Genomic DNA, 24,700 nt, shown 5'->3' with positions numbered 1-24,700 from the left:
GGTTGGGGGTATGTTTGGGGGTATGAATCATTCAACGCGACCGAACTAGCCTTACGGAACAGGCTTTTCGAAAGACTTTACAACTCCTCTTTCCGGCACCAACAAGAATTCCCGAGCAGTACCAAGAAGTCCCGAAACCCGCGTCAGTCCTAGGATTGCGCGGGTTTTTCGTTTCTGGAGGTTCCCGAACGTTCCGGGAAATCCCACAGCTTTGGGGGTAAGTTTGGGGGTATGCTCTCGCCTCGTGGGGGTATGAAGAGGCATGCGGGGAACTCAATGAAATCAACACCTTTGTCCGATGTTCGCTGTCGAACGGCTCGCTACAGCGAGACAGGTAGCACCAAGCTTTTCGATGGTGGCGGGCTGTACTTGCAACTGATGCCAAGCGGCACGAAGAAGTGGCGGATGAAGTATCGCTACAACGGCAAGGAGAACTTGCTCACGTTCGGGGACTACCCGGCCACTTCGCTCGCAGAGGCTCGGGGGCACCGTGAAAATGCCAAACGGCTGCTCGCGGACGGCGTCGATCCGGCGTTACAACGAGACATCGACAAGCAAGCCGCCGTGACCGCAGCAGAGAACACTTTTCGGTCCGTCGCCGAGGAGTGGCTAGCGATCAAGCGTCGCGGCTGGAGCGCCAGTCACGACAAACGGATTACGGCGATCTTGACGAACGATGTCTATCCTCAGATTGGCAAACGCCCGATCGCCAGCATCACCGGTCCGGTCGTGCTCGCGACGATTCGCAAGATCGAGCAGCGCGGCGCATATGAAATCGCAGTCAAAGCGCTCGAAACTTGCGGAGGTGTATTCCGTCATGCCTGCGCAACCGGAGCCACCGACCGCGACCCAACTGCGGGCCTACGCGACTTCCTCGCGCCCAAACCACCGGTCAGACACTATCCTCACGTGACGGAAACCGAGCTCCCAGTGCTACTGGAGCGAATCGATGGCTATTCCGGAAATCTCGAAACGAGAATTGCCGTCAAGCTCATGATCCTGACGTTCTTACGCACGAACGAACTACGATGGGCACGGTGGGAAGAGTTCGACTTTGATGCGAAAGAGTGGCGCGTCCCAGCAGAACGCATGAAAGGAACCCTCGACCAAAAAGCGTCGGGCGTTCCCCACATCGTGCCGCTGGCCCATCAAACAATCGCGTTGCTTGAACAGCTGCGCCCGCTCACGGGCCAATACCCTCTGCTCTTCCCCGGCACCAAAAACAAGCGCGTCCAGCCAATCTCTGGCGAGACGATCAACAAGGCGCTCAAGAGTTTGGGGTTTGAAGGAAAGCAGACCGGACATGGGTTTCGGGGACTCGCGTCCACTCTGATGAACGAGCGCAGTGGCGCCAATCCCGATGCGATCGAGCGACAAATGGCGCACGTGGTCGGCAACAAGGTGCGGCGCGCCTATAACCATGCGCAACACATGGAGGAGCGCCGACAGCTCATGCAATGGTGGGCCGACTTTATCGACCAGCAGAGCGGAGCGAATGTGATCCCGTTGCGCGGCGAAGCGGTTGCGCTATAAGGCAACGGCATTTACCCAAGGTGTGGACAGCCGTTCAACGGAGGTAAACGCTTTCCGCATCCGTTCGCAAAGGTCAACAAACCGGTCAACAAATTTGTTGACTGTTGAGTAACTTTCAGACCTGCTGGCTAACGAAAGATCGCGGGTCTGTAGCCCCGCTTGCGCACTATCAATCAGGGGCCCCCGCTGGTTTCACTGTGGTGCAAGTGGCTATGAGTATGACCCCCTATGCTGAGCCACCAGTAGAGAAAAAACGCGGGTGTGAGCCCCCGTGAGAGCAAGCTCCATAGGGGCCCCTGACTATTTATTGAGCAGCAACGACCCATGAGCACACGGCATCCGCGTTTTTTGCATGGGGACACCGGGGACAATGCTTACAAATAGCCTTAAACCCTTTGCCAGCAAGGCTTCCAGCGTCCCCAAAAATCGCAGTTTTTTGTCCCCGAGGCTCGGGGACACCGGGGACAAACCTTACAGCCGTTAGACGGCCCTCCAACCTCTCACTGGTACGCAAAGTGACTTTTGCCGCGCGAAAGGAATTGCGCCCACCGCCGCACACCACGCCGCAAGAATTCCACCTCTGAATGTCAAAAGGCAGCTATTCGTACTTCCGGTTAATTTCTTCTAGCGCGGTGAATAGGCACTAAAAGTTCGCCACCGGCCTTACCCTCTTTGGTAGGATTAGACGCGCGCTTTTTATATGCGCCATCCAATACTAAGTTGGATCCCCACGTGACCGATTCTATTGCGCTCGCAGTCTCAGCCTTGGCCCTAGCCGTCTCTGCGACCACGGCGTGGTTGACGTTGTTTCGCCGCGGCACCGTGCGAATGACTCAGCCGACGACTATATTTTTCGGCCCCGATACGCCGCGTTTTGGCGAACGCGATGCAAATCCAAAGATTTATCTACGCACATTGCTCTTTGCCACCTCAAAGCGCGGGCGAATCATTGAGAGCATGCATGTCTCGCTTTTTCGATCCGAAACCCAGCAGAACTTCAATATCTGGGTGTATGGTGAAACCAGCAAGCTTGTCAGAGGTAGCGGCCTCTTCGTTGGTGAGACCGGCGTTGCCGCCAATCATCATTTCCTCACGCCGGACGATGGAAGCCACTTCAAGTGGCTGGCGGGACACTATCAGCTTAGCGTGTACGCGCGCCTTGTCGGTGACAAAGCGCATAAGCTGCTTTTCTCTCAGGCACTCGAAGTCACGCCGAGCCTTGCCGGCCAACTAGACAAACCTGGTATCGGTTTGTACTTCGATTGGGGACCAGATTCATCGCGATATTTACCGCACATCGAACAACGTCCGACTATGCACGACCACGAGCAATTCATCGAAACTCTGGATCTAACCTCACGTGCCGGACGTTAATGGGCATCTCCTCTACGGGCACCTATCGCCAGCGGGTCAAAGCTGATGCAAGTTGGAGCGCGACCAACTCTAAACCAGTTGGGACAATGAATGCTAATGGAGTTACAGGACCATGTTCAATCTGCTAATGTTCAATGTTGACTGGCCGTCGGGCAGAGTTATTGTCCCGATGGCGCGAATGTTCGAGTACACCGACGATCACATAGCGGCCCAATTTCGGGATGACGATAACCCTTTATTGGATCGACTGACCTCCCTCCCATGCCTTTTCTGCGAAGAGGGCACGACGGAAGAAACGGCCTACGTCGGCCAGATCAACCGAGCGCGCATCGTTGGGAGAGACTTATCCTTGGAGATCGGCTTCGACACGGAGCTGCCCGTGCTTCAAAACAGCATGATGTATGCAAACCGCACGGACCTTCAAATGCGTCTAGACTTCGAGTTTTCAAGAAACCACTGGGCCGTCAAGGACGTGGACCTCTACCGCTTTCTGCTCCGAAACATTCGCCCTCGCCGCCAGCGTCCGACCGTGTTTGAAATTCCTGAACATGAGAACATTGAACAAACCCTTGCGTCCGCGATGATGCCTTTTGACGTGGGTTTTAACGCGGTTTATGACAGCATTCGCCAAGCCACTGAGAACGTCGGGTTACGGCCCAGACGAGCTGATGACATCTGGGAGCACGCCGCAATCATCCAAGACGTAGTGTCTCTTATCGACCGATCCCGCATAGTAATCTGCGACTGCACGGGTCGAAATCCGAACGTGTTCTACGAGGCTGGAATCGCGCACACGCTGGGGCGGCACGTAATACTGATAACGCAGAGTGAGCATGATATTCCCTTTGACCTTCGGCACCTTCGTTATATTCGATACCTTAACAATACCGAGGGACGTGCAGAATTAACGCGGGCATTGCAGACAAGAATGCAGACACTTCTGGGGCATTAGACGGTTCTGTATGCTGTTGGAAAATCGTTGCAACGCAGTGCGCAATAGTAACTTCCGACACGTAATACGGGTACACCATACGGACGAATGGGCAAACGAAAAGCCGGGCATTGCCCGGCTTGCAAAAGACCTCCTGTGTTTCGACAGCCTCGGCGCTAGATGCCCTTGCCGCCCGGCCTGATCCTGAACACCCGCGAGCGGCGGGTGCCCTGCTCAAGACCCCGCACAATCTCGGTCTGCGCCGCGCGCAGTTCGGCTATCGAGCGATACCGGACCTTGCGGTCGTGGTACTGCACTTCGAGCTCGCCTTTCGCTATCACCGCCTGGATGCGGTCAAGGTCATCCTGTGTGTATGCCATTCTCTCTCCGGGAATCAGGCGGCAAGACCAAGGACCACAGCGGGATCGGCATCGGCCCGCCGCAACGCGTCGATACCACTCTCCTCCAGGCGAAGAACTTCCGCCTCCTCATCCCGCTCCAGCAGACGCAGTTTCCCGCGAAGCTGCTCAACAAGCTCGACGCGCCCGGTTGCATGCTCCTGCCGCCCACCGTTGAGCTCCTTTAGCGCGGCCTCCAGCACCATCGCCCTGAATGCCTCGGGGTTGAGCGTGACGGCCATTGCGAATCCAATCGCGGGACGCGCGTGCATCCAGCTGCCTACCACCGGCCAATTGCCAGCGCCGGACCCGAGCTGGTTGATATAGGTGAGCGTCCCAGCGCTGTCCAGAACGTCGTTCGCCACCGTGCGTTTCATTTCCTGAATGAAACCATCAACGCGTGCCTCAATTTCAGGTGTCGTCAGTTGCGCTCTCTCGACGCTCACGATTTCAGCCTTGATGGCCGCGATCTGCTCGCGCAGTTTGTCCAGTTTCGCCGTTTTCATATATCACTCCCACTCCATGTCACTAATCATCTGGCCCACCAGGAAGCCACCGATACGATTCTTGATCAAGCGAACGCACGCGCCCGACAACGCAAGCGCCTGGTCGTAGGTCGCCGCGAGGGTGTCGTGGCGCGCCTGCGCCTGATCGTATCGACGGATCGCAAGCTGAAGCGCGGACTCACGTGCGGCGGTCTCCTCCGGGTGGCGCATGCGTGCGCGCTGGAGGTCTCCGAGTTCGTTGAGACTGAGTTGGGCCCGGATCCACTGCCCGCGCAGTTCCTCCCGCGTATCTGCCGCGTGCATCAGCGCACCGTGCGCGGCGACCGAGATACTCCGGATATGGTCCATCTTCGCGACTGCCGGCTCACCGAGTTCGGCAATCATTCGGGCGCGCGTCACCGCCGGTGAATTAGACTGGCTCGAAACACGACCAATCGATGCCCCGTATTGTCCTGTTGGTGTCATATATTTCCTTTGTAGCGTTAAACAGAAAGCAAAGTCACTTTGTCAGGTGCGGCACGCGCGAACGCACCGCACCGCCAGATATCAGGTCCGCACGATCAGTTCACCTCCATATCAAAAAGTTTGGGCGAGAAGCGGTAGCAGCGTTGTGCGCTCATGCCGGGCAAACGCTCTTTCCTGTCGGGGCGGGTCTCCCCTTCCGGCACCAGCGCACCAACCTCAACAAGCAGCCGCGCCACCGCCTTATGGTCGAAGCCCTTGCAGACCTCACTGCGGAACACCTCCGACAGCACGTAGTACTCAATCTCGCATCCGGCCGCGCTCTCGTCGCCCATCGCGTCGCCGAATGCGCCGTAGAAGTCCTTGTTCGAAGAAATGGGGTGTTCCCCGTCCGCGAGCAGCCGTTTGAATCCCGCGCGGTGCATCGTGTTGGGCTTGCGGTCGTCCAGCGCGCGATGCCACCACACGAAGCGCGCATCGCCGTGGGCCTCGAAGAAGCTGCGGACCTGCCGGAGCATCGCCGCATGTTCGGCGTTGCCCGTTCCGCCGCGCACGGTCAGCCATGCCCTGAAGCTCGCCTGCGCGGCGGCCGTCGCCGTGCCCTCGGGCCATCCGGTAATGCCCGCTTCGGAGGCAAGCTCGCCCGCTACGCCGACAAGCGCGAAACGGGCCGCAACGCGGCTCACCTGGCTGTGCGCATCGTTGGGCACCCACTCACGTACCAGCGGAAGCATGCGGGTCCTGAGCGCGTCAACCAGACGTTCATGGCGCTGTGCCGCCCATTCGAGAAATGCAATGCCTGCCACGCCGTGGAACCGGCCAGAAGCGGCCGCAAGATGGTCGGCCAGTGCCTTCGGTGAGGCGAAGTCGTGCAGCGTCTCGAACATGCCGTATCCACGCCCGGCATCCCCCGGAATCGTGGCGAGTCGCACGTCCTGCCCCGCCATCGCGGCCTTGTTCGCCTCCGTCATCAACGAAGCCAGGCTCTTTTCGCCGCTGGAGAGGAACAGCAGCCGCCAGGTCAGCACGGGCTTTGCCGCCGCCGTGCGGGTCGCGCGCCCCTTGCCGGCTTCGTTGGCGAGCATGTACACGACATCGCCCACCACCTTGGGATCGACCTGTCCGATTTCATCGAGGATCAGCAGCGTGTCGCAGTGCTGCGCGGCCGTGAGCTCGAGCGCGTTATCCGTCGCGCGCCAGCTCCGCACGTAGTCACGCCCGCCAAACACCGACGCGGCCACGCGCAACGCGGTTGTCTTGCCTAGCGTGCTGTCGCCCATCAGGTGGAAGCCACCCGACTGCTGACCCGAGAAACGCAGCAACGTGCCAGCAAACGCCGTCGATACGCAGAACGCCAGGCGACTGTTGCCGACGCAGAATGCAGCCAGTTCGCGCTGCCAGTCGGCCAGTTGCCCGGCCTGTTTGAACTGGCTTTCGATAGCCGCCTCCGCCTGGAAGATGGTCATCTCGGTGCCGTCGCCGATGGTTCGATCCGGCAACACGAACGCACCACCGTGCCAGCCCACGCGACCCGCGCATCGAGCTCGCGCCGAAGTGCGCGCCGTCTGGATGTAGTTGGCAATCTGCGAGCGCGCCACCTGCGTGAAACCGATCTTCAGTCCCATCGAGAGAAGCGTGCTGCGCAGTTCCGTTCCGTCGCCCGCGAAAAGGCGAGCCGGAACCGCCCAGCGCTTACGCTTGCCGTCGCGGTCGTCAAACTCCAGCAGATAGCCCCACTCGTTGTTGTTCTCGTCGCGCGTTTCTGCGGTCACGTCCAGTCGAGCGCATATCCAGTGCGGCCGCAGTTTTTGCCCCCGGTTGTCTGTGCCGTGAAACCACACCCCACTGTCTTTCACTTCGAACCGCGGCTCGCCCTCACTATCGCAAACCGTTACCGTGTCCGCCCTGGCGGCCGGTTCGGGCCGGACTGGAGATAACCCGGCGCGAACGCACGCACCCACCGCCTCTTCGCCCAGACGCGCGGCCATGTCGTTGAAGTCTGTTTCATCAGCGCGGCGCCCGTCTCCGAACTCAGGCGCGATCACGACACCACCAACCGCATCGGCCGCAGCCTGCGCGCGGGTCATGCCCGGATTGTTCAGCGTCGCTCGATCATCGTCCGCGCACACCGCAATGCGAGCCTCGGGAAACCGCGCACGCAACGCTGCGGCCACCGCTGGCAGGTTGCCTGCATCGAATGCAACGGCGACCGGAAAGCCGGTTGCAGCGGCCAGCGTTGCGCATGTCGCATATCCCTCGCCAGTCAGGATCGTGGAATGCGTCGACGCATCCACCCACCCGTAACAACCGGCCTTGCGACCGTCCGGCAGATATCGCTTCTGGCCGTTCGGCAGGATGAATTCGAGCGTGGACAGTTCGCCCGCCTCATTGCGGGCGGGCACGATCAGCGCCCCATCGCAAAGTGACTTTCCGATGCGCAGATCACCGCGATAGAGTCGAAGCTCGCCCACGCCGATCCGTTTCCGAACGAGGTACGGATGATCGGCAGGGGCCGCCCCGGCGTTCGACCAGATACGGGCGGCAAGATCGGCCGCCTTCGCATGCCGCGCGGCTTCGTCCGCGCGCTCCTCCGCCTCCCTGTGCGCGCGCTCCGCTTGCTGTCGTCGGCGTTCGGCCGCCGTGACTGGCTTCGCCTTGTGCGCACGCGGATCAAAACCGTATTTCTTCGCTTCAAAGAAAAGCGAAGCCAGTGTGGTTTTACCCCCCTTCACGGACTTCCAGACGTCCCGCGCATCCCCGTCGTTAAAACCCTTCGCCTGCTGGCTCCAGTCATGCCAGAGGTCAAAGCCTTCTGCGCCGAACCCGGTTTTGAGCGCCATCGCCATCCTGACCCACGTATCGCGATCGTCAGGAGGAACATGGCCGAGCGCAATTCTCGCGCGCTCGAATTCAGACATAGGTGTGTCGCTCATAGATTCTCAATTCAGTAACGGATCGCGTCCCGTACACGATCCGCCGTGCCATACCCGGCCATATGCGATTAGTGGTACTAATCTCGCAAAAATCCATATGGCGTTTCTCAATCGCTTAACGGCCTAGGTGTCGCTTTCCAGCCGTGGCGGCGAACGCATCGCCCTGTATGTGGCAGCCGACATGCGTGATTCAGCCTCGTTATGGATGTCGGCGGTGCTGCGCCCCCTGATCCGCAGAACCGGTGGTCCGCCAGCGTCGCGAAGCGGTACGGCGTCAGGCACAGGCATGGGACACCTCCAGCACCGCGCCACCGGCGCTCACGTCATTGCTGTACACATACCTGCCGATGCGGCATTCGCCCAACGCGTCGTTAGCCGCCTCCAGCGCCGCGCCGACCGACGGCAGAGAGGCGCGCAACAAACTGAGAACCATGTCGTATTGCTGTTGTGACGCGGCCTGATCCGCCGCCCATATCAGGCTGTCCAGTAGTTCCATCGCATCCGAAATGCGCACCCCGGCCGCGCCTGCATTGATACGGTTGACTTCAGCGGCGAATGCTTTCGGCGTGGACACTGCCGCTTTCTTTTTGCTCTTTGCCATGTGCGTGTGCCCCTCAGTGCGTGGTGCGCGACTCGCGCGTCACAAGACCGAGAGAGGCCAGCAGGTGCTGTTGCACGCGCCCCATGAGTCCGGCTGCAAACGCCTGCCGGTTCACCGCCAGCCTGTGAGAGTCGAATGCGGCGTCGTCCCGCATCCCGGCTTCGAGGCCCCGTGAAAAGGCGTCCGTCTGGTACGCCGCATATTCATGCAGACGCACGGAGCCTTTCAGTTCCAGCCAGGCGTCGGCGCAGATCGCGCCAAGATCGACGGCGAATTGCAGTTCGACAGGTGCGCCCGTATCGAGCGGCGGTGCGTTGTCGAAGCCTTCGAGGATTGCCGTGCGGTTAGCCATTGCGCACCTCTGCACGGACGAGCGCGGAGATAGCGATCAACGCTGCGCCGGTCACATCAAGCGCGGACTGGTACGTGTCCGCCGTAGCCGCTTCACGCAGGGCATTGCGGATGATCGATTCAATAAGGGGGGAATGTTGCCCGGTATGGGCGTGCGTGGACTGGCGCATGCTGCGGCCTCTTCGGTTTGGGTTTAACCCGCTCCCCACTGTCAAATGAGGTGGGCGGGCACAGGGCAGGGTTGACAGACCGGCAACCGAAGGAACCGGCGCACCCGAAGGTGCCCCCACCAAGGCCCGCCCATTGAAAGAGGCGCACGAAGGCGACACGCACAAAAAAGCCGCTCTGCGCGGCTGTGCGCTTCGATTGATCGGGCTGTCAAACCCGGACGCTGTTGTTTCAGCGACGCGACCAGAATAACGCGTCGCGTAAACCCGTGCAACCCCCATCTGCGCGACCATCATTCACCGCCCATCCGCAACACAGCCGCGATGCGCCGAGCCTGATGCGCGAGCCGTGCGCGCGTCGGACGTTTGGAGACTTCGAGCTCGAACAGTTGCGCGGCCTCGTCGGCAGCGTTCGCGAGTTCGATGCGACGGGCACGCGTCATATCGACATGGTCCGGCCTGTCGGCTTTCACTGCGGCGAGCTCAGTCATGGTCACCGCCTTTCACCGGGCGGGCATCGATCCATGCCTGTACTTCCGACGCACGCCACGCGACGGCACGCGCACCGATCTTCAACGGCGCCGGGAATTCCCCTCGCTGGATCAGTCGATAACACTGCGTCTTGGAAAGTCCGGTTGCCGCACTTTCACCAAAGACACTCTTACTGCGCAGCAGCCGTTCGCCAGCCGCGACCTGCAACCCTGCCATATTCCCTCCGTTGTTGGTGGTTCCCGAGAGGTCCGGGACGTACCCCGCAGAACACGGACGTATTCTTGCGCGGGACACCACTCAACAGCCACGGAGTATTTCTGGCAGTCTTTTGCTACAAATCTTCCGCCCTCAGTCTGTGCTTGCGCAGCCGGTCAACAAAGCCGTCCAGTTCGGGAAGGTCCAAAGCAACTTTGCACTGCAACGCAAGCAACGAGTCGGGCAACCTCCATCCTGGCTCCCCGGCCCTCGAACACCCGAACTCTGAAGAAAGGTCACTCATATTGCGATCGAAGTGTCGAACGTAGGCGCGTTGGTCGTTCGCTTTCTGTGACTCGAAAATGTCCTGATCCTGTGGATACGACCAGGGAATGGTTTTCCTGTCCGCCAGTTGCGCAGCGAGCGCTTCCATCGAAAGGCTCAACGCCAACATCATTTGGGCCACGGACGGAATGAAGTACGCTCGGCCATCGGCGCACCTGATCGGTAGCAGGAGCTCCTGCGAGTAAAGTTCGTATCCCGCCCGACTCTGATCGCCAACTATCCCGCTGTTGGTCCCGGCTGCGTCCATCAGGGCAAACGCGAGGCTGAATTCAGACGGAAGCGATATTGGTGCTGCGCCTTCCGCATCTTCGATCTCCGCGTATAGATTCACGGCCTCTTCGAGCACTTTGGATAGCCGTGATATACGCTCCCGCTGCTCGTCAAGCGCCTGCCGACGCGCCGAGTGGACGGCGGTCGCCGCAACGATCGCATGATTGAACCAGATTTTCCACGAAGTCCAATAGGCGTCCCTCGACCAGCGCCACCGCGAGAACCACGGGTGTCGGTAGAACTTCTCCATTGCCTCGCTGGAAACCAGTCGTATTGCGCACTCGCGTTCGGCCCGGGGGTAGCCCAGCGTTTCGTCCATGATGCGCTCGAAAGACTCCTGCACCGGCACAGGAATCCAAGGATGGTAAAGCGGTTTCATGCGCGCACCCTTCAAAATGCGCCCTTCTGGAAGGACCAAAGCCAGCCGGTGAAGGAGAGCCGGTGTTCGGGTGGCCGCCCTAGGCTTTGGTGTGAGGATTGTACCGGCCTTCCCAGCCTTCGACCGGCGGGAGCGGCGGCGGCCGGGATTTCCTTCCGCGCATGGTTCCAGACGGAGGCAAGATTCCTGCGGCGGACAGGCAGGGCGTCCCCAGACTGTCCCCGGTTTGTCCCCGTGTTTATATGTGTGTTTTGGGGACAGGCAAAGCCTTATCTGGCGCGGCTTTCGGGGATTTATGACCGGTTGTCCCCGTGTCCCCAAGACTTTTTGCTCCGGCCGGACACGTCGCCCAACGGAAAAGCTCCATCGAACGCGGTTGGGGGTATGTTTGGGGGTATGAATCATTCAACGCGACCGAACTAGCCTTACGGAACAGGCTTTTCGAAAGACTTTACAACTCCTCTTTCCGCACCAATAAGTTTCAAGCAAAAAGCCCAGTCCTCGCGACTGGGCTTTTTGCTTTTCAGGTTCTCTGTATCCGCTACTGGCGACTCGTTCATGCAAGCCGAACCGCGCTCCTTCAACGACCGCCCCGCGAGGTCACGGCGACGAAATTATCGCGCGGCAACGGTGGCGTTTCATCACCGCGCGGGGCGCCATGATCGCCGAGGAATCGCCTTCCGAATTCCACCGATAGAGGGGTATTCGATGAAACGGTATGTGAAGGCGGAACACATAACAGTCACCGTGGCGACCGCAGCAGCCAAGGCCCCATAGTATGCCGGCGACAGATCCGCGACCGGCGTGTAGTGATTCACCAAACGCGAGGCGAGATACAGCACCCAGTTGTGAAGCAGATACACGCTATAACTAAGAAGGCCCAGAAGCCGTGCAGGACGACAGGTGAGCAAGCCGAAAAGGGAATTACCCGCCGCGAAGACAACAAAGGGAGCGAAGAGCAAAGCGGCACCGAGCGGCGTATACGTATTAGCCTGGTAAAGCGCGGTTGCAGCAATGCAGCCAAGCGCGACAACTGAGCCAGTCAACCCCGCAGCCAGTTCCCGTACCGCCCTGACGCGGACCAGATGAGCGGCGGCACAGCCACCGACGAAAAACCACTCGATCTGCGTCGGTGAAAATAGCGCGATGCAGAGTCCCGCACCCGTCGCCACAGCCCAGGTTCGACCGCCGGCAGCAAGCGCTGCGGCGAACGGCAGGATCAAATAAAACTTCCACTCGTAGACGAGCGACCAGAAAACAGTGTTGATCAGGCCGGTCTGCTTAAGCCCATTGATATCCGGTGCGCCGGGAATAGTGAAAAGCAACCAGGATGCGATTTGTCCGGCGAGGTCGGCGAGCGGCACCGAAAGGCGGAAATGTGTCAGCGCCGCGGCTGTAGCGATGACAAGTCCCGCGCTCGCCAGGTACATCGGCACCAGACGACGAACGCGGGACGCATAAAACTTCAACGTGTCCATGCCGCCGCCGCTCTCGATAACTCGCCCCCAGAACAGGAAAGCGGTGATCATGAAGAAAAAGGCAACCGAGCCGCGCCCCAGAAAGGTGTTTAATCGCGACGGCGTCAAATCCCATGATCCCGTTCGATAAAACTGTTCGTTGATTACGACGTGATGCACCAGGACGCCCAATGCCAGATATCCGCGTAGACCGTCAATTGCATGGAATCGGCTGGAAGAGATTTCGCGCTGTAAAACGGACTTGAAGAAGCCGAAGCGGGCGAGACAAATTGAAATCGCCATTGCTATAGCGATGACAAGCGCAACGCCGGATGCGAGGTCGAAGCCGCCAATCTGCATGGGAACACGCCGAAAAAGCGGCAATTATAGCCAGAGGAGGCACGCTGTCCTCTTCCGTTGGCGCGACACCCACGCGTCGGCGAGAGATCGTTTCCTTTTTACTCATTCCGGCGGAGCCTGGCAGTTTCCAGCAGCGTCGAGAAATACCAAACTTCTTGCTTCGAGATTCAAGCAAAAAGCCCAGTCCTCGCGACTGAGCTTTTTGTCTTTCCGCACGTTCTATAGCCGAGTCGCCATTGGCTGCCACGGCAACCCAGGCGCCGCATTGCACTTACTCGCCCACGCGCAGCCTGTCGTATTGACCGGTGATCGAAAGATTGCGGGCCACGACGGGATCTTCAACAATCGCCGTCTCGTTTCGCCGAGTCCCGTATGCAACGACCGCTTCCTGCGGTGCCGACGGGAACCACAAGATCCGGCCGGCACACTCGATTCCGACCTGGCGTCCATTCCAGTAGACAGCGTTTTCCATGACGAACTCTCTGAAGGGCGAACACAGCCATCTTCCGCGCCAATCGCGGCGCTTCCGTTATCCACCGCACTCAGGGCCGCGGATAGCTGCTTCAATGATAGGCGGCGGTGACGGCGCGAACCGGCCTGTCATTTGGCGGCGATGTTTTGGCGCGCGAGGATGGCTGCATGGGCCTGCGGAAAACCTCAGCGGAGCTTGGCCGATGTGGGCCAACGCTCGAGTCAGGAAGAACGGCGCTCGTCACAACCCCGCGGACAACGCGCTTTTTCGATGCGAAAAACCAGTGCACGATAACGCCATCGATTTTCAAATTTCGGCGTCGCACTCAAGGAGACTGGCATGACGATGAACCGCTACAACCTGCTCGGCCGTTCGGGTCTACGCGTGAGCCCGATCGCACTCGGCACGATGACCTTCGGCACCGAATGGGGCTGGGGCGCCGACGAAAAATCGGCGCAGCGCCTGTTCGATCTCTATGTGGATGACGGCGGCAACTTCATCGATACCGCCAACCTGTACACGGAAGGCACCAGCGAAAAATGGCTGGGTAAATTCGTCGCGGCCCGCGGCCTGCGCGAGCGGCTCGTCATCGCGACCAAGTACGGCTACAACGCGGAACCCGGCAATCCCAACGCGGGCGGCAACCATCGCAAGAACCTGCTGCGCGCACTCGACGGTTCGCTCCAGCGGCTCGGCACCGATTACATCGACCTCTATTACCTGCATACGTGGGATCGCGTCACTCCGGTCGACGAAGTGATGCGCGCAATGGACGACGCGGTGCGCGCCGGCAAGATCCGCTACGTCGGCCTGTCGGATACGCCCGCGTGGTTCGCCGGCCGCGCGCAGACACTTGCGGAATGGCGCGGCTTCGAACCGGTCGCGGCCATGCAGCTCGAATACTCGATGATCGAACGCAATGCGGAAAACGAATTCGCCGATCTCGCCGCCAATCTGGGCATGGGGCTCGTGCCGTGGAGCCCGCTCGGCATGGGGGTGCTGTCGGGCAAATACCGGCCTTCGCAAAGCGGATCGGCAAGCGGTTTTTCCGGCGACGGGCGTCTTGCGGCGATGGCCAGCGCGCCGCCGCCCGGCTTCGACAAACTGACCGAGCGCAACTTCCGGATCGTCGCGGAGCTGGAGACGGTCGCGAATCTGGCCGGGCGCCCCATGGCACAAGTCGCGCTGAACTGGCTGCACCAGAAGCGTGGCGTATCGAGCATCATCGTGGGCGCCACGCGGGCGGATCAGTTACAGGAGTCGCTCGGCTCGCTGGACTTCACGCTCGCGCCCGAACTGGTCGCGCGGCTCGACGCCATATCGGAACCCGCGCGCCCATTCCCGTATTACATGTTCGCGGACGGTCATCAAGCGCGAATCCACGGAGAAGTGGAAGTGGCCGACAAGCCGGCGGCCTACGCCAAGCCGGTGAAGATTCCTGCGTCGAGCGCGTGAAAACGCAGCATGTTTGTTTACCGAAAAGCTCGAAAGCGTACTTACCCGTCAACGATATCGGGGTATCAATCGTTTACTGACTGAATGGGTTGAATGAAATGGCAGGCACGATCGGTAAATAATGGACGTGCGATTCGCAAGACGAAAATCGTGCCGATTCTGCATTGCACAAAATCGCGGATGATTTAAAGCTCACCCATCGACGGCCCGCCCAGCGAATCACCCGAAAATTTTATTCAAATACCATGTTGCATTGCCGCCATGTGCCATTAAAGCAACAAAGAGCATGTCAATCGCATCAGATACTGGTGCGAAACGGGGACCGAGGCAGATAATCGGTTTGTAAAGGAGAGAGACCATGGATGTCAAACCGCCGAAGATTCCGACCCCGGATAAGGTTTTTAGTCCGGATCCGGAGCCCGCTGGCGTCGAATTTCTGGGTGCGGAATTGCCTGAGCACGTTCGCGCTTTTTTCGACGAACAACGCAAGTCGTGCGACTCGAAATAATCGAGCAGTGGCGCGATGCAGCATCGGCGTCCGCGCGTGCCGCGGGCGGCGATCGGGTGCACGCGTCCCACCAGTCGTCTCACACTCATCCGGGCAAGCGGCACATGGCCGGTTGATTTCGGCGCCGCCCTCGCGGCGCGGACGTGTCTCGTCCGCAATCCCGCGACGTTGCCGCGCTTGTTTTCCGCCGGTCGGCACATCCGTTCCGGCACATCGTCTATCCTTCTGTTTTTCTTCGACGGCCGCTCGGCCCACGCCCGCCTTCCATGAATCGTTCGTATCGCTTCGGCGCATCATGCGCGCTTATGTTCCTTGCGGCCCTCGCGTTCGCGCCCGTCCCAGCCATCGCGGACGGCGACGACACCGCCCTCACCAATCTGATCGCGCTGGCTTCGCAACGTCTCGCATTGGCGGAACCTGTCGCGCGCTGGAAGTGGGCGAACCATCGGGAGATCACCGACACGCCGCGGGAGAACGCGTTGCTTGCCGACGTCGAGAAGCGCGCCGTGGCGGCGAATGTGGACCCGGCGTTCGCTCGGGCCTTCTTCCAGGATCAGATCGACGCAAGCAAGGACGTGCAAAACGCGCTGTTCGCCTCGTGGCGCAGCAGCCGGCCGCCCGAAGGGCCGGCGCCGGATCTCGCCACGAGTACGAGACCGCAGTTGGACCGGCTGACACAGTCGCTCGTGGCCGGGCTCGAACGCGTGCAGCCGCTGCGCGCCGCGCCGGATTGTCCGTCGCGTGTGGCGCAATCGCTGGCTAACTGGAAATCGCTGACGCGCTACGACTCGACCCGTTCGGGCGCGCTGACGCGCGCGCTGGGCCATGTCTGTGAAACCGGTGGAGTGGGCGCGACCGGTTGATCATGCAAGCTTGAGAGCCGCAGACCTGGAGCGGTTGCACGGGGGGCGGCACGCGAATGCCGGGTGCAACTCGCTTTGAGCGGAAGCGCTTAGACGAGGTCCTTCAAGCAGGACTCGGCACGGGGGTGTCACTCGATACACTCAGCGGCATCAAGCGCAAGCCGCGCGCGAGATGGCTCTGCAGGATGCGATACGTCGATGGTTCGAATGGTCCCGCGACGCTCGAAGCATGCAACTGCGCGGCCTGCGCAAGCGAAGACGCGTGGCCGACGTAATGCCACCGGTCGACAACGTGAAAGGCGCGCGACTGCGACGCCTCCTCCCGCTCCTCGAAAACAACCGGCCCCGGAAACGGCCACGGCGCATCCGCCGGATCGCTCTTCGTGACGCGCGGCACACGGTTATGACCGGGGCGCAGCGTGGCGATCCACTGCGCTTCCGCGAGCATCGCGCCCAATTCACCGCCGGTCGCGCGCCATTCGACGCGACGCACCTGCTTAGCAAGCCGAATATCCTTTGACGAACGCCGCTCGCCGGTCAAATGTGAGCGCAGCCGTTGCCGCACGCGCACACTTCGTCCGACGTACAGCGGCAGGTCTGCGTCTCCATAGAACACATACACGCCGCATCCGGCCGGCGCCGTATCGAGCAGGTCCTCCGTGATGTCGCCGGCAAGCTGGTAACGCCGCGTGGTGCGCTCGATTTGCGTCCGCAAGACGTCGAGCGGTACGAGGCCGTGCAGACGCTGCCAGAACTGCCAGATCAGATCGGCGTCGGCCAGCGCGCGGTGGCGATCAGACGGGACGAGTGCGTGTCGTTCCACCAATGCGTCCAGCCCGTGGCGCTTCTCCGCGGGGAAAAGCGCGCGCGACAGGCGCACCGTGCATAGCACGTCTGGGTCGAACGCGAGTCCAACCCGGCGAAACTCGCCGCGCAAAAAGCCGCGATCGAAACTGGCGTTGTGCGCCACGAACAGTTTGCCGTTCAGGCGCTCGAACAGTGCCGGCGCGATGGCGTCGAAGGTCGGCGCGCCGCGCACCATGGCGTTCGTGATGCCGGTGAGCTGCTGAATAAAGGATGGAATCGGCTGCTGCGGGTCGACCAGGCTGCTCCAACGCGACACGCCGGCAGGTCCCACTTCGACTACGCCGACTTCGGTGATGCGATGCTCGCTAGTCGAGCCTCCGGTGGTTTCAAGGTCGACGAAGGCGATGGGTACATTCAGGGCCGGTTCCGGCGGAAACAGTTCAGACATGAAAGAAGATACTTTGGACGCGTGGCTTTGCGGCAAGTATGCACCAGTTGGCTGCCGCGTACTCGAACAGCACGTGGTTTAGGGCTGGACTGCGTGCGGAGAGCGTGGATTTGAGATGTGCCCCAGTCGCGGACTAGCGTCCCGGGAATTACTTAGCGCGAGTAAGGCGGATTCAAAAAATCAAGGAAGCCATTCGATTTTAGTCGCGGACCGCTGCCGCTCTTTTAAACCTGGACATTGCTCACCGTAAGAAAAACCCGATACACATAAAAAAAGCCCTCGCATTAAACGAGGGCTCTCTTCAATCAATTGCCCGGCAGCATACGAGGAGCAGCGTTGCTGCAATTCACAGCGGCTGGATGTTCGCCGCTTGCTTGCCCTTCGGGCCGGCCTTGACGTCGAAAGAGACGCGCTGGTTTTCCTTTAGCGACTTGAAGCCTTCGGCGCGAATCTCCGAAAAGTGCGCGAACAAGTCCTCGCCACCCGAATCCGACGTGATAAAACCAAATCCCTTAGCATCGTTGAACCATTTGACGATACCCGTTTCCATTTCCTGTTTCCTTGATGAGTTTCAAATATCGCGCATTTGCGCTCGCGCCGAATTGCTTGCCATTTCATTCACCATTGAGGCCCTCACGGCTGTGCGCAAATCAGATTGAATGAAAGGGCACTGTCGTTATACGAGGAACGAAGAATTGGCGTCAAGCAAATTTTTCACATGCATTTAGCCTGCATAGAGATAATGCGCGGTGCGTGCCAAGTTAAAAGAGAGTCACTCATCCCGCTGCGATCCGGCCGATTCGGGTCTTATTACTGGATTAAAAACTGCTTATGCCGGATAGCGGGAAAATTTTCAGATTTCATCCTAGAATATGTAACAAAAGATGTTTTTCCGTAAGTGTTTGTCCGAGTTGTTGGTCCCGAGTCGGCGCATCATGATGGAAATCACCTAGTAGTAACGCGTATCAGGAGTTCACCATGCTGTTCAACCAATTGCGACGTTTTATCAGTTGGCTCATCCAATCGCCGTTTGAGGTTTTCTCCGACTCATCTACGCTGGAGTTCGATCCCATGTGGCATGGAGATCATTGGCAAAACCTGTTGTCATCGCCCATGGACGCGCGCCGTTACGTGATGGAAGACTGGAGCGTCCCTCGCCTGGTCGATTGGACCGGCGTGGACGGGCCACTGCCGGCGCACTGAGTACGTCCCTCGCCGAGACCGGCGGGCGAAAAAAAAGCGCGACTAGGAAGTCGCGCCGACAAAGGTTTGGAGATCTTTTTCGTCAACGAAAAAGTCTGCTTCGGAAAGCAGAAACCTGAGTATAGCTGCTCGGTCTCGCGTGATTGTTTACATAAATAACAATCATCTATTGCAATACCGACAACAATCATTTCGTGGTGATTTCCGACGTTGTTTTCTCGCATCGAACGCTGTAGTAAATGAGCAACGCTGTTTGGTTGACACGCGATCCCCATCGTTCCAATAACCGCGAAAGCCTTTGTTTATAAGGCTCGATCCGCACGGCGCATCGTTTCTTATCGCGTAATACTTTATTGCAAAAATCGGAACGCCCACGGCCCAAGCCGTCTCCCTACACTTTGCGTAATTGGAAACCGGCGCGTTCAGACTGCGACGCGCGCTTATGCGGACCACGCCTCTCGCAGCGCCCGCGTGAAGGTTTCCTGAAGCCAGGGTTCCATTACCCACTCTCGCTCTCGGAGTTACAACATGAAAAAGACTCTCATGGTCGCGGCCCTCACGGGCGTGTTCGCAACGGCTGCACATGCTCAAAGCAGCGTCACGCTGTACGGCTTGATCGACGCCGGTATTACTTACACGAACAACCAGCATGGCCACAGCAACTGGCAAGAAACGAGCGGTTCGGTGAACGGTAGCCGCTGGGGCCTGCGCGGCGCTGAAGATCTGGGCGGCGGTCTGAAGGCCATCTTCACGTTGGAAAACGGCTTCGGCATCAACGACGGTTCGCTGAAGCAAGGCGGTCGCGAATTCGGCCGTCAGGCGTTCGTCGGCTTGTCGAGCAACCAGTTCGGCGCCGTCACCCTCGGCCGTCAATACGACAGCATGGTCGACTATGTCGGCCCGCTGGCATTGACCGGCACGCAGTACGGCGGTACTCAGTTCGCCCACCCGTTCGATAACGACAACCTGAACAACTCGTTCCGGGTCAACAACTCGGTCAAGTTTCAGAGCGTCAACTACGGCGGCTTCAAGTTCGGCGGCATGTACGGCTTCTCGAACCAGGCCGACGGCTTTGCGAACAATCGCGCTTACAGCGCGGGCGCATCGTATAACTGGGGCGGGTTGAACGTCGCTGCGGCTTACCTGCAATTGAACAGCAACGGCGCAACGGGCGCATCCGCAGCGTTCAATAGCGGTGGTGCGGTGTCGAGCGACAACACGTTCTTCGCCGGCCGTCAGCAAACGTGGGGCGCGGGCGCGAACTACTCGTTCGGCCCTGCAACCGTCGGCCTCGTGTATTCGCAAACCAACCTGTCGGGCCTCGCTGGCATCGGCCAAGGCGCATCGGGCCAAACCGGCGGTATCGGTTTCGCCAACAACAGCGCTCACTTCCAGAACTTCGAAGCGAACGCTCGTTACGCTCTGACGCCGGCGGTCAGCATCGCCGGTTCGTACACGTACACCCGTGCGAGCCTCGCTGGCACGCGTCCGCACTGGAACCAGTTCAACCTGCAAACCGCGTACGCATTGTCCAAGCGTACCGACGTGTACCTGCAAGGCGAATATCAGCAAGTCAACGAAAACGCCGTCGTCGATGCCGACATCAACGGTCTGGCCGCTTCGGGCAACAACAAGCAAGTTGCTGTGACCGCAGGTCTGCGTCATCGCTTCTAAAGCGGCGAGCAGTACCCGCACTATGGAAGAGGCGCCGTTCGCGGCGCCTTTTTTCATTGATGCCGCAAATAGAAGCGCGCGCTGACGATATGGGATAGACCGGTTGTCAGACGTCGAATGGGAGCGGACCAAGCACTTGCTCCGTACGGCGGGCGCTAGAGATCGCTGGCCCAGCAACCGCCGACTCGCGTGCCGTGCTCGACGCGATTCCATGGATTGAGCGCACGGGCGAGCGCTGGCTATATCTGCCCACCCACTTTCCGCCATAACAAACCTGTTACGCGAGGTATCTGAGCTGCAAACGCAACGGCACGCTCGAGCAGATTCGCGCGCTGCCCGGCGTTCAGGACTCTCTTGTGCGGGGCACCAAAGCAGCGCGAAGCGCACCACCCTCCTTCGCCTCGCCCGCCTATCGCGACAAGACGGCGCGGCGCGCCGGTCTAGCCACCGTTGTCAGGCGGCGGATATTTGACGTCGAGTATATCGATCGGCTGCGGTCCGGCCGGCGTATACAGCGTCACTGTATCGCCGATTTTTGCCTTGAGCAGCGCGCGCGCAATTGGCGAGATCCAGCTCACATGACCGATGTCGAGATCGACCTCGTCGATGCCGACAATCGTCACGCTATGCACCTCGCCGTCTTCCGTCGCGTATTCGACGGTCGCGCCGAAGAACACCTGATCGACGTTTTCCTGTTTGCTGCTGTCGACGACTTCGGCAAGGTCGAGGCGTTTGGTCAGAAAGCGGATTCGCCGATCGATTTCGCGCAGCCGGCGTTTGCCGTAGATGTAATCGCCGTTCTCGGAGCGATCGCCATTCGACGCCGCCCACGACACGAGCTTGACCACCTCCGGCCGCTCTACGTCGATCAGATGCAGCAGTTCATCACGCATGCGCCGGTAACCGGCAGGCGTGATGTAGTTTTTCGTACCCGCCGGCACTTCGGGCTGGGCGACGTCGAGGTCGTCGTCATTCTCTTCACTCGACTCTTTGACAAAGGCCTTGTTCATGATGGTCCGTTAACCGCAGCAAGCGACTGCCTACCAAGGGTACACGATCGTGACCATGAGACAAATCGCAGTTACATGCTTCCCTTTTTCAAAAGCTTTGCTATAATCTCGTTTCTGCGTGCGGCTGTAGCTCAGTTGGATAGAGTACTTGGCTACGAACCAAGGGGTCGTGGGTTCGAATCCTGCCAGCCGCACCACTTATTCGAGGGCCTCCCTCCGGGGAGGCCCTTAGTTTTACCCGGTTTCATCGCAGCATCATTGCGCGAGACGCTACCTGTTTTAGCGTGCGGCTGTAGCTCAGTTGGATAGAGTACTTGGCTACGAACCAAGGGGTCGTGGGTTCGAATCCTGCCAGCCGCACCATCCGCACATGCATAAGGGCCTTCCGATCGGAAGGCCCTTTGTTTTTGTCTGGACTTAATGTCCGGCGTCCGTGATTACGCTAGCTTGAGACCCCGCCACGCCCGGCAACCCCTGTGGCTGTCTATATTCACGCCGTTACCGCGGCGGCGACTTGATATCGCCTATCCGGCCATCCGGCGTCGGTACGTCCTCGGCGAAATCTTCCGCTGTTTGCTCGCCGATCGCATGCGCCCGCTCGCCCATCAGCGTCTGCGCCTGACGTATCACGTCGCCCACGCTATCGCCGAAACGGCTTTCGACGAAAGCCCGCAGCAGCGCAAACCGCAACGACTCGCCTCGCCCTTCCACGGCTCCTCGCCCGCCATCGAATTCGGCGACACAGTGCGCCACGCCGTGGTCGGTCCGCTCACGCACTTCCAGCCGTCGCACCCGGTCGAGGACCGCCGTGGCCGCCTCCCACGAGGTGGAGGGCGTGAAACGGCCGTCCCACGGACGACCGCGGTCATTGCCGATGATCGAAACGGTTTCGCCGCTGTCGGTGAACTGGATTTCGCGCACGAAGTCGTGCAGGCTGCGAGCGACCCAATAGTCGAGCGCAAAGCCGTTGAGGTCAGCTACTTTCATGAGCGTTCTCCCTGATTTTCAGATGAGACTCGCTGGTGGCAGGCGGGTTCAGAGTGGAACGAAGGAGGCCTGAAGCGCAGCGGGCCCAATCCAAAGGCGCCCTGGAGCAAGCCCTAGATCAGTAATCCGCCCGCTCGCGGTCGATCCGCATGCCGCCGTCGTGCCGATGATGCCCTTCCTCGCTCGGCCGTTCACGCGCTATACGCATCACGTCCGGGTTCGTGCGCACCCTGCGCATCACATTGGCGAGATGGACACGATCGCTCACCTGGATCACGAAGCGCAGCACCGTGGATTCCTGCGACAAATCCTCGTCCATCGCAATGTGAACGATGTTCGCGTCCGCCGACGTGATGTCGGCCGCCACGCGGGCAAACACGCCCTTGGTGTTCTTGACCAGCACCTTCACGGCAACGTCGAACAGACGTCCGGGCTGCGGCGCCCAGGCGACGTCGATCCAGCGGCCCGGATCGCGCCGGTGAATCCGCTGCGCGACCCGGCAATCCGTGGTGTGGATCGCCATGCCGAGGCCGATGCCGATATAGCCCATGATGTCGTCGCCCGGAATCGGACGGCAGCAGGCGGACAACTGCACCGACATACCCTCCGTGCCGGTGATGACGACCGGCGGCGCATGAGGCAACCCGGATTCGGAGCGCGAGCCGTCGTCGTCGGCATCGCGGCCGCTCATCAGCACCTCGATGCGTTTGGCCATGACCGCCGCGACACGCCGCCCGAGACCGATGTCCGCGAAGATTTCCTGACGGTTCTTGTTACCCGTCCACTGCACGAGCTTTTCCCACGCTTCCGGCGTCACGTCCGACAACGCGAGGCCGTAGCCCTTCAGCGCCTGATCGACCAGGCGCTCGCCGAGCTGCACGGATTCGTTCAGACGCATCGTCTTCAGATAGTGGCGGATCGCCGAACGCGCCTTGCCGGTGCGCACGAAACCCAGCCACGCCGGATTCGGCTTCGAATACGGCGCTGTAATCACCTCGACGATATCGCCGCTCTTCAACTCGGTACGCAGCGGCAGCAGTTCATTGTTGATCTTCACCGCGACGCACTGGTTACCCAGGTCGCTGTGGATCGAATAGGCGAAGTCGAGCGCGGTGGCGCCGCGCGGCAACGCCATGATCTTCGACTTCGGCGTAAACACGTAGACCGCATCCGGGAACAGATCGATCTTGACGTGCTCGAGGAATTCGCTCGAATCGCCCGCTTCGCTCTGAATGTCGAGCAGCGATTTCAACCATTGATGCGCACGCTTTTGCACGTCGTTCAGATCGGCACCGCCGTTCTTGTACAGCCAGTGCGCGGCCACGCCCGCTTCCGCGATCTCATGCATCTTGCGCGTGCGCACCTGAAACTCGATCGGCGCGCCAAACGGGCCGACCAGCGTGGTGTGCAGTGACTGATAGCCGTTCACCTTCGGAATCGCGATGTAATCCTTGAACTTGCCCGGCACCGGTTTGTAGAGCGCATGCAGCGCGCCGATGCACGTGTAGCATTCCAGTGCGCTGTCGACCACCACGCGAAAGCCGTACACGTCGAGCACCTGCGAGAACGACAGTTGCTTGTCGCGCATCTTCTTATAGATGCTGAAGATGGTCTTTTCGCGGCCGGTGACCTCCGCGTCGAGCTTCGCGTCCGCAATGGCGCGCTGCACCGACTCCAGGATCTTGCCGACCACCTCGCGCCGATTGCCGCGCGCGGCCTTGACGGCTTTTTCGAGCGTGGCGTACCGGTGCGGATTGAAGTTCGCGAAGCTGAGATCCTGCAACTCGCGATAGGTATTGTTCAGACCGAGCCGGTGCGCGATCGGCGCGTAGATATCGAGCGTTTCGCGCGCTACGCGGCGGCGCTTTTCATGCGGCACCGCACCGAGGGTGCGCATATTGTGCAACCGGTCGGCTAGCTTCACCAGAATCACGCGGACGTCGCGCGCCATCGCCAGCAGCATCTTGCGGAAATTTTCCGCCTGCGCCTCCTCGCGATTGCGAAACTCCATCTTGTCCAGCTTCGACAACCCGTCGACCAGTTCCGCGACCTTGGCGCCGAATCGCTCGGCGAGTTCCGCCTTGGTCACGCCCTGGTCTTCCATCACGTCATGCAGCAGCGCCGCCATGATCGCCTGGGCGTCAAGGTTCCAGCCGGCGCAGATTTCCGCGACGGCGACAGGATGCGTGATGTAGGGTTCGCCGCTCTGGCGATACTGGCCGAGGTGGGCTTCGTCGCTGAAATGGAAGGCCGCCTTGACCTCCTTGATCTCTTCCGGCTGCAGATAGCCGGACAAGGCGGACGTCAGCCTGGCAATGGATACGACATCATGCCGGCGCGGTTGCTCCGGCGTGGCGGTCGGCCCGAACAGATGGCGAAACGACTGTTCGAGGACCGCGTCGATGTACTTCCGTGCAGAAGAGGGCGAGTCGGCGTCGTGTTCCACATCCGTGGCGGTGGGCGGGGTAGCACTCATGGTCGCCTCCGTAGCGGTTAGGGTTGGACGCCGATCTGTACGT

General features: G+C 60.1%; 25 protein-coding genes and 2 tRNA genes. 10 read left to right on the top strand and 17 right to left on the bottom strand.

The genetic code is table 11. The features are described from left to right. Nucleotides 1-276: 276 nt before the first annotated feature. From BUE39_RS02730 to BUE39_RS35315, 3 genes are all read left to right on the top strand, one after another. The gene (locus BUE39_RS02730) at nt 277-1,533 is read left to right on the top strand and encodes a tyrosine-type recombinase/integrase (RefSeq protein WP_073427107.1); all 1,257 of its coding nucleotides are present in this window, start codon (nt 277-279) and stop codon (nt 1,531-1,533) included. Between the two features lie 732 nt (nt 1,534-2,265). After that, nucleotides 2,266-2,907 carry a hypothetical protein gene (locus BUE39_RS02725; protein ID WP_073427106.1) on the top strand — a complete coding sequence of 214 codons (642 nt, stop codon included), beginning with the start codon at nt 2,266-2,268 and terminating at the stop codon, nt 2,905-2,907. A 112-nt stretch (nt 2,908-3,019) separates the two neighbouring features. Next, nucleotides 3,020-3,859, top strand: a complete 840-nt coding sequence (locus tag BUE39_RS35315; protein WP_073427105.1) for a hypothetical protein — start codon at nt 3,020-3,022, stop codon at nt 3,857-3,859. Between the two features lie 155 nt (nt 3,860-4,014). On the opposite strand, the gene BUE39_RS02715 is transcribed toward BUE39_RS35315, so the two are convergent. From BUE39_RS02715 to BUE39_RS02665, 12 genes are all read right to left on the bottom strand, one after another. Continuing rightward, nucleotides 4,015-4,218, bottom strand: a complete 204-nt coding sequence (locus tag BUE39_RS02715) for a phage head-tail joining protein (protein WP_073427104.1) — start codon at nt 4,216-4,218, stop codon at nt 4,015-4,017. 14 nt (nt 4,219-4,232) lie between these two features. Next, nucleotides 4,233-4,742, bottom strand: coding sequence for a hypothetical protein (locus BUE39_RS02710; RefSeq protein ID WP_073427103.1), 510 nt, complete (start codon nt 4,740-4,742; stop codon nt 4,233-4,235). Nucleotides 4,743-4,745: 3 nt separating this feature from the next. Continuing rightward, nucleotides 4,746-5,126, bottom strand: coding sequence for a hypothetical protein (locus BUE39_RS02705; protein ID WP_073427102.1), 381 nt, complete (start codon nt 5,124-5,126; stop codon nt 4,746-4,748). A gap of 176 nt (nt 5,127-5,302) precedes the next feature. Continuing rightward, on the bottom strand, nt 5,303-8,122 hold the full coding sequence (locus tag BUE39_RS02700) for a DUF927 domain-containing protein (protein WP_073427101.1): 2,820 nt from the start codon (nt 8,120-8,122) through the stop codon (nt 5,303-5,305). Nucleotides 8,123-8,411: 289 nt separating this feature from the next. Beyond that, on the bottom strand, nt 8,412-8,738 hold the full coding sequence (locus BUE39_RS02695) for a hypothetical protein (protein ID WP_073427100.1): 327 nt from the start codon (nt 8,736-8,738) through the stop codon (nt 8,412-8,414). A 13-nt stretch (nt 8,739-8,751) separates the two neighbouring features. After that, nucleotides 8,752-9,090 carry a hypothetical protein gene (locus BUE39_RS02690; RefSeq protein ID WP_073427099.1) on the bottom strand — a complete coding sequence of 113 codons (339 nt, stop codon included), beginning with the start codon at nt 9,088-9,090 and terminating at the stop codon, nt 8,752-8,754. Continuing rightward, nucleotides 9,083-9,259, bottom strand: coding sequence for a hypothetical protein (locus BUE39_RS33995; protein ID WP_090518680.1), 177 nt, complete (start codon nt 9,257-9,259; stop codon nt 9,083-9,085). Before BUE39_RS33995 ends, BUE39_RS02690 begins: the two co-directional genes overlap by 8 nt. 290 nt (nt 9,260-9,549) lie before the next feature. After that, nucleotides 9,550-9,747, bottom strand: a complete 198-nt coding sequence (locus tag BUE39_RS02685; RefSeq protein WP_073427098.1) for a hypothetical protein — start codon at nt 9,745-9,747, stop codon at nt 9,550-9,552. After that, entirely contained in the window at nt 9,740-9,964 is a 225-nt protein-coding gene (locus BUE39_RS02680; RefSeq protein WP_083083275.1) for a helix-turn-helix transcriptional regulator, read from the bottom strand. The genes BUE39_RS02685 and BUE39_RS02680 overlap by 8 nt, the downstream gene beginning before the upstream one ends. 115 nt (nt 9,965-10,079) lie before the next feature. Then, entirely contained in the window at nt 10,080-10,937 is an 858-nt protein-coding gene (locus BUE39_RS02675; RefSeq protein WP_084561345.1) for a hypothetical protein, read from the bottom strand. A gap of 641 nt (nt 10,938-11,578) precedes the next feature. Further along, nucleotides 11,579-12,754 (bottom strand): acyltransferase family protein, encoded by a 1,176-nt coding sequence (locus BUE39_RS02670; protein ID WP_073427097.1) that lies wholly within the window; start codon nt 12,752-12,754, stop codon nt 11,579-11,581. Between the two features lie 271 nt (nt 12,755-13,025). Continuing rightward, on the bottom strand, nt 13,026-13,226 hold the full coding sequence (locus BUE39_RS02665) for a hypothetical protein (RefSeq protein WP_073427096.1): 201 nt from the start codon (nt 13,224-13,226) through the stop codon (nt 13,026-13,028). A 339-nt stretch (nt 13,227-13,565) separates the two neighbouring features. Here BUE39_RS02665 and BUE39_RS02660 point away from each other — a divergent pair, with 339 nt between their 5' ends. The 3 genes from BUE39_RS02660 (at nt 13,566) to BUE39_RS02650 (ending at nt 16,052) form a co-directional block, all read left to right on the top strand. Then, on the top strand, nt 13,566-14,681 hold the full coding sequence (locus tag BUE39_RS02660) for an aldo/keto reductase (protein WP_073427095.1): 1,116 nt from the start codon (nt 13,566-13,568) through the stop codon (nt 14,679-14,681). A gap of 358 nt (nt 14,682-15,039) precedes the next feature. Continuing rightward, entirely contained in the window at nt 15,040-15,189 is a 150-nt protein-coding gene (locus BUE39_RS35085; protein WP_167363263.1) for a hypothetical protein, read from the top strand. 266 nt (nt 15,190-15,455) lie between these two features. Further along, entirely contained in the window at nt 15,456-16,052 is a 597-nt protein-coding gene (locus BUE39_RS02650) for a chorismate mutase (protein ID WP_073427093.1), read from the top strand. A gap of 103 nt (nt 16,053-16,155) precedes the next feature. Here BUE39_RS02650 and BUE39_RS02645 read toward each other — a convergent pair whose 3' ends face one another. Together BUE39_RS02645 and BUE39_RS02640 are read right to left on the bottom strand one after the other, a co-directional pair. Beyond that, entirely contained in the window at nt 16,156-17,307 is a 1,152-nt protein-coding gene (locus BUE39_RS02645) for an exonuclease domain-containing protein (protein WP_073427092.1), read from the bottom strand. 346 nt (nt 17,308-17,653) lie between these two features. Next, nucleotides 17,654-17,857: a cold-shock protein gene (locus BUE39_RS02640; RefSeq protein ID WP_064268598.1), complete on the bottom strand. Its 204-nt coding sequence runs from the start codon at nt 17,855-17,857 to the stop codon at nt 17,654-17,656. A gap of 428 nt (nt 17,858-18,285) precedes the next feature. Between BUE39_RS02640 and BUE39_RS02635 the strand changes: the two genes are divergently transcribed. Both BUE39_RS02635 and BUE39_RS02630 read left to right on the top strand, forming a co-directional pair. Next, nucleotides 18,286-18,510, top strand: coding sequence for a hypothetical protein (locus BUE39_RS02635; protein ID WP_073427091.1), 225 nt, complete (start codon nt 18,286-18,288; stop codon nt 18,508-18,510). A 528-nt stretch (nt 18,511-19,038) separates the two neighbouring features. Beyond that, nucleotides 19,039-20,184, top strand: coding sequence for a porin (locus BUE39_RS02630; RefSeq protein ID WP_073427090.1), 1,146 nt, complete (start codon nt 19,039-19,041; stop codon nt 20,182-20,184). 440 nt (nt 20,185-20,624) lie between these two features. Here BUE39_RS02630 and greB read toward each other — a convergent pair whose 3' ends face one another. Next, the gene (greB, locus tag BUE39_RS02620) at nt 20,625-21,194 is read right to left on the bottom strand and encodes a transcription elongation factor GreB (protein WP_073427089.1); all 570 of its coding nucleotides are present in this window, start codon (nt 21,192-21,194) and stop codon (nt 20,625-20,627) included. A 120-nt stretch (nt 21,195-21,314) separates the two neighbouring features. On the opposite strand from greB, the gene BUE39_RS02615 reads away from it, so the two are divergent. Together BUE39_RS02615 and BUE39_RS02610 are read left to right on the top strand one after the other, a co-directional pair. Next, nucleotides 21,315-21,391 (top strand) — tRNA-Arg (locus BUE39_RS02615). Nucleotides 21,392-21,480: 89 nt separating this feature from the next. Continuing rightward, nucleotides 21,481-21,557: transfer RNA gene (locus BUE39_RS02610), tRNA-Arg, on the top strand. A gap of 135 nt (nt 21,558-21,692) precedes the next feature. Here BUE39_RS02610 and BUE39_RS02605 read toward each other — a convergent pair. Continuing rightward, nucleotides 21,693-22,181, bottom strand: a complete 489-nt coding sequence (locus BUE39_RS02605; protein ID WP_073427088.1) for a phage protein NinX family protein — start codon at nt 22,179-22,181, stop codon at nt 21,693-21,695. Nucleotides 22,182-22,299: 118 nt separating this feature from the next. Then, nucleotides 22,300-24,657, bottom strand: a complete 2,358-nt coding sequence (locus BUE39_RS02600) for a RelA/SpoT family protein (RefSeq protein ID WP_073427087.1) — start codon at nt 24,655-24,657, stop codon at nt 22,300-22,302. Nucleotides 24,658-24,700: the final 43 nt, after the last annotated feature.

It is taken from the genome of Paraburkholderia terricola (assembly GCF_900142195.1).
In the GTDB taxonomy this organism is placed as follows: domain Bacteria; phylum Pseudomonadota; class Gammaproteobacteria; order Burkholderiales; family Burkholderiaceae; genus Paraburkholderia; species Paraburkholderia terricola.
This window is presented reverse-complemented; position numbering and strand designations above follow the sequence as displayed.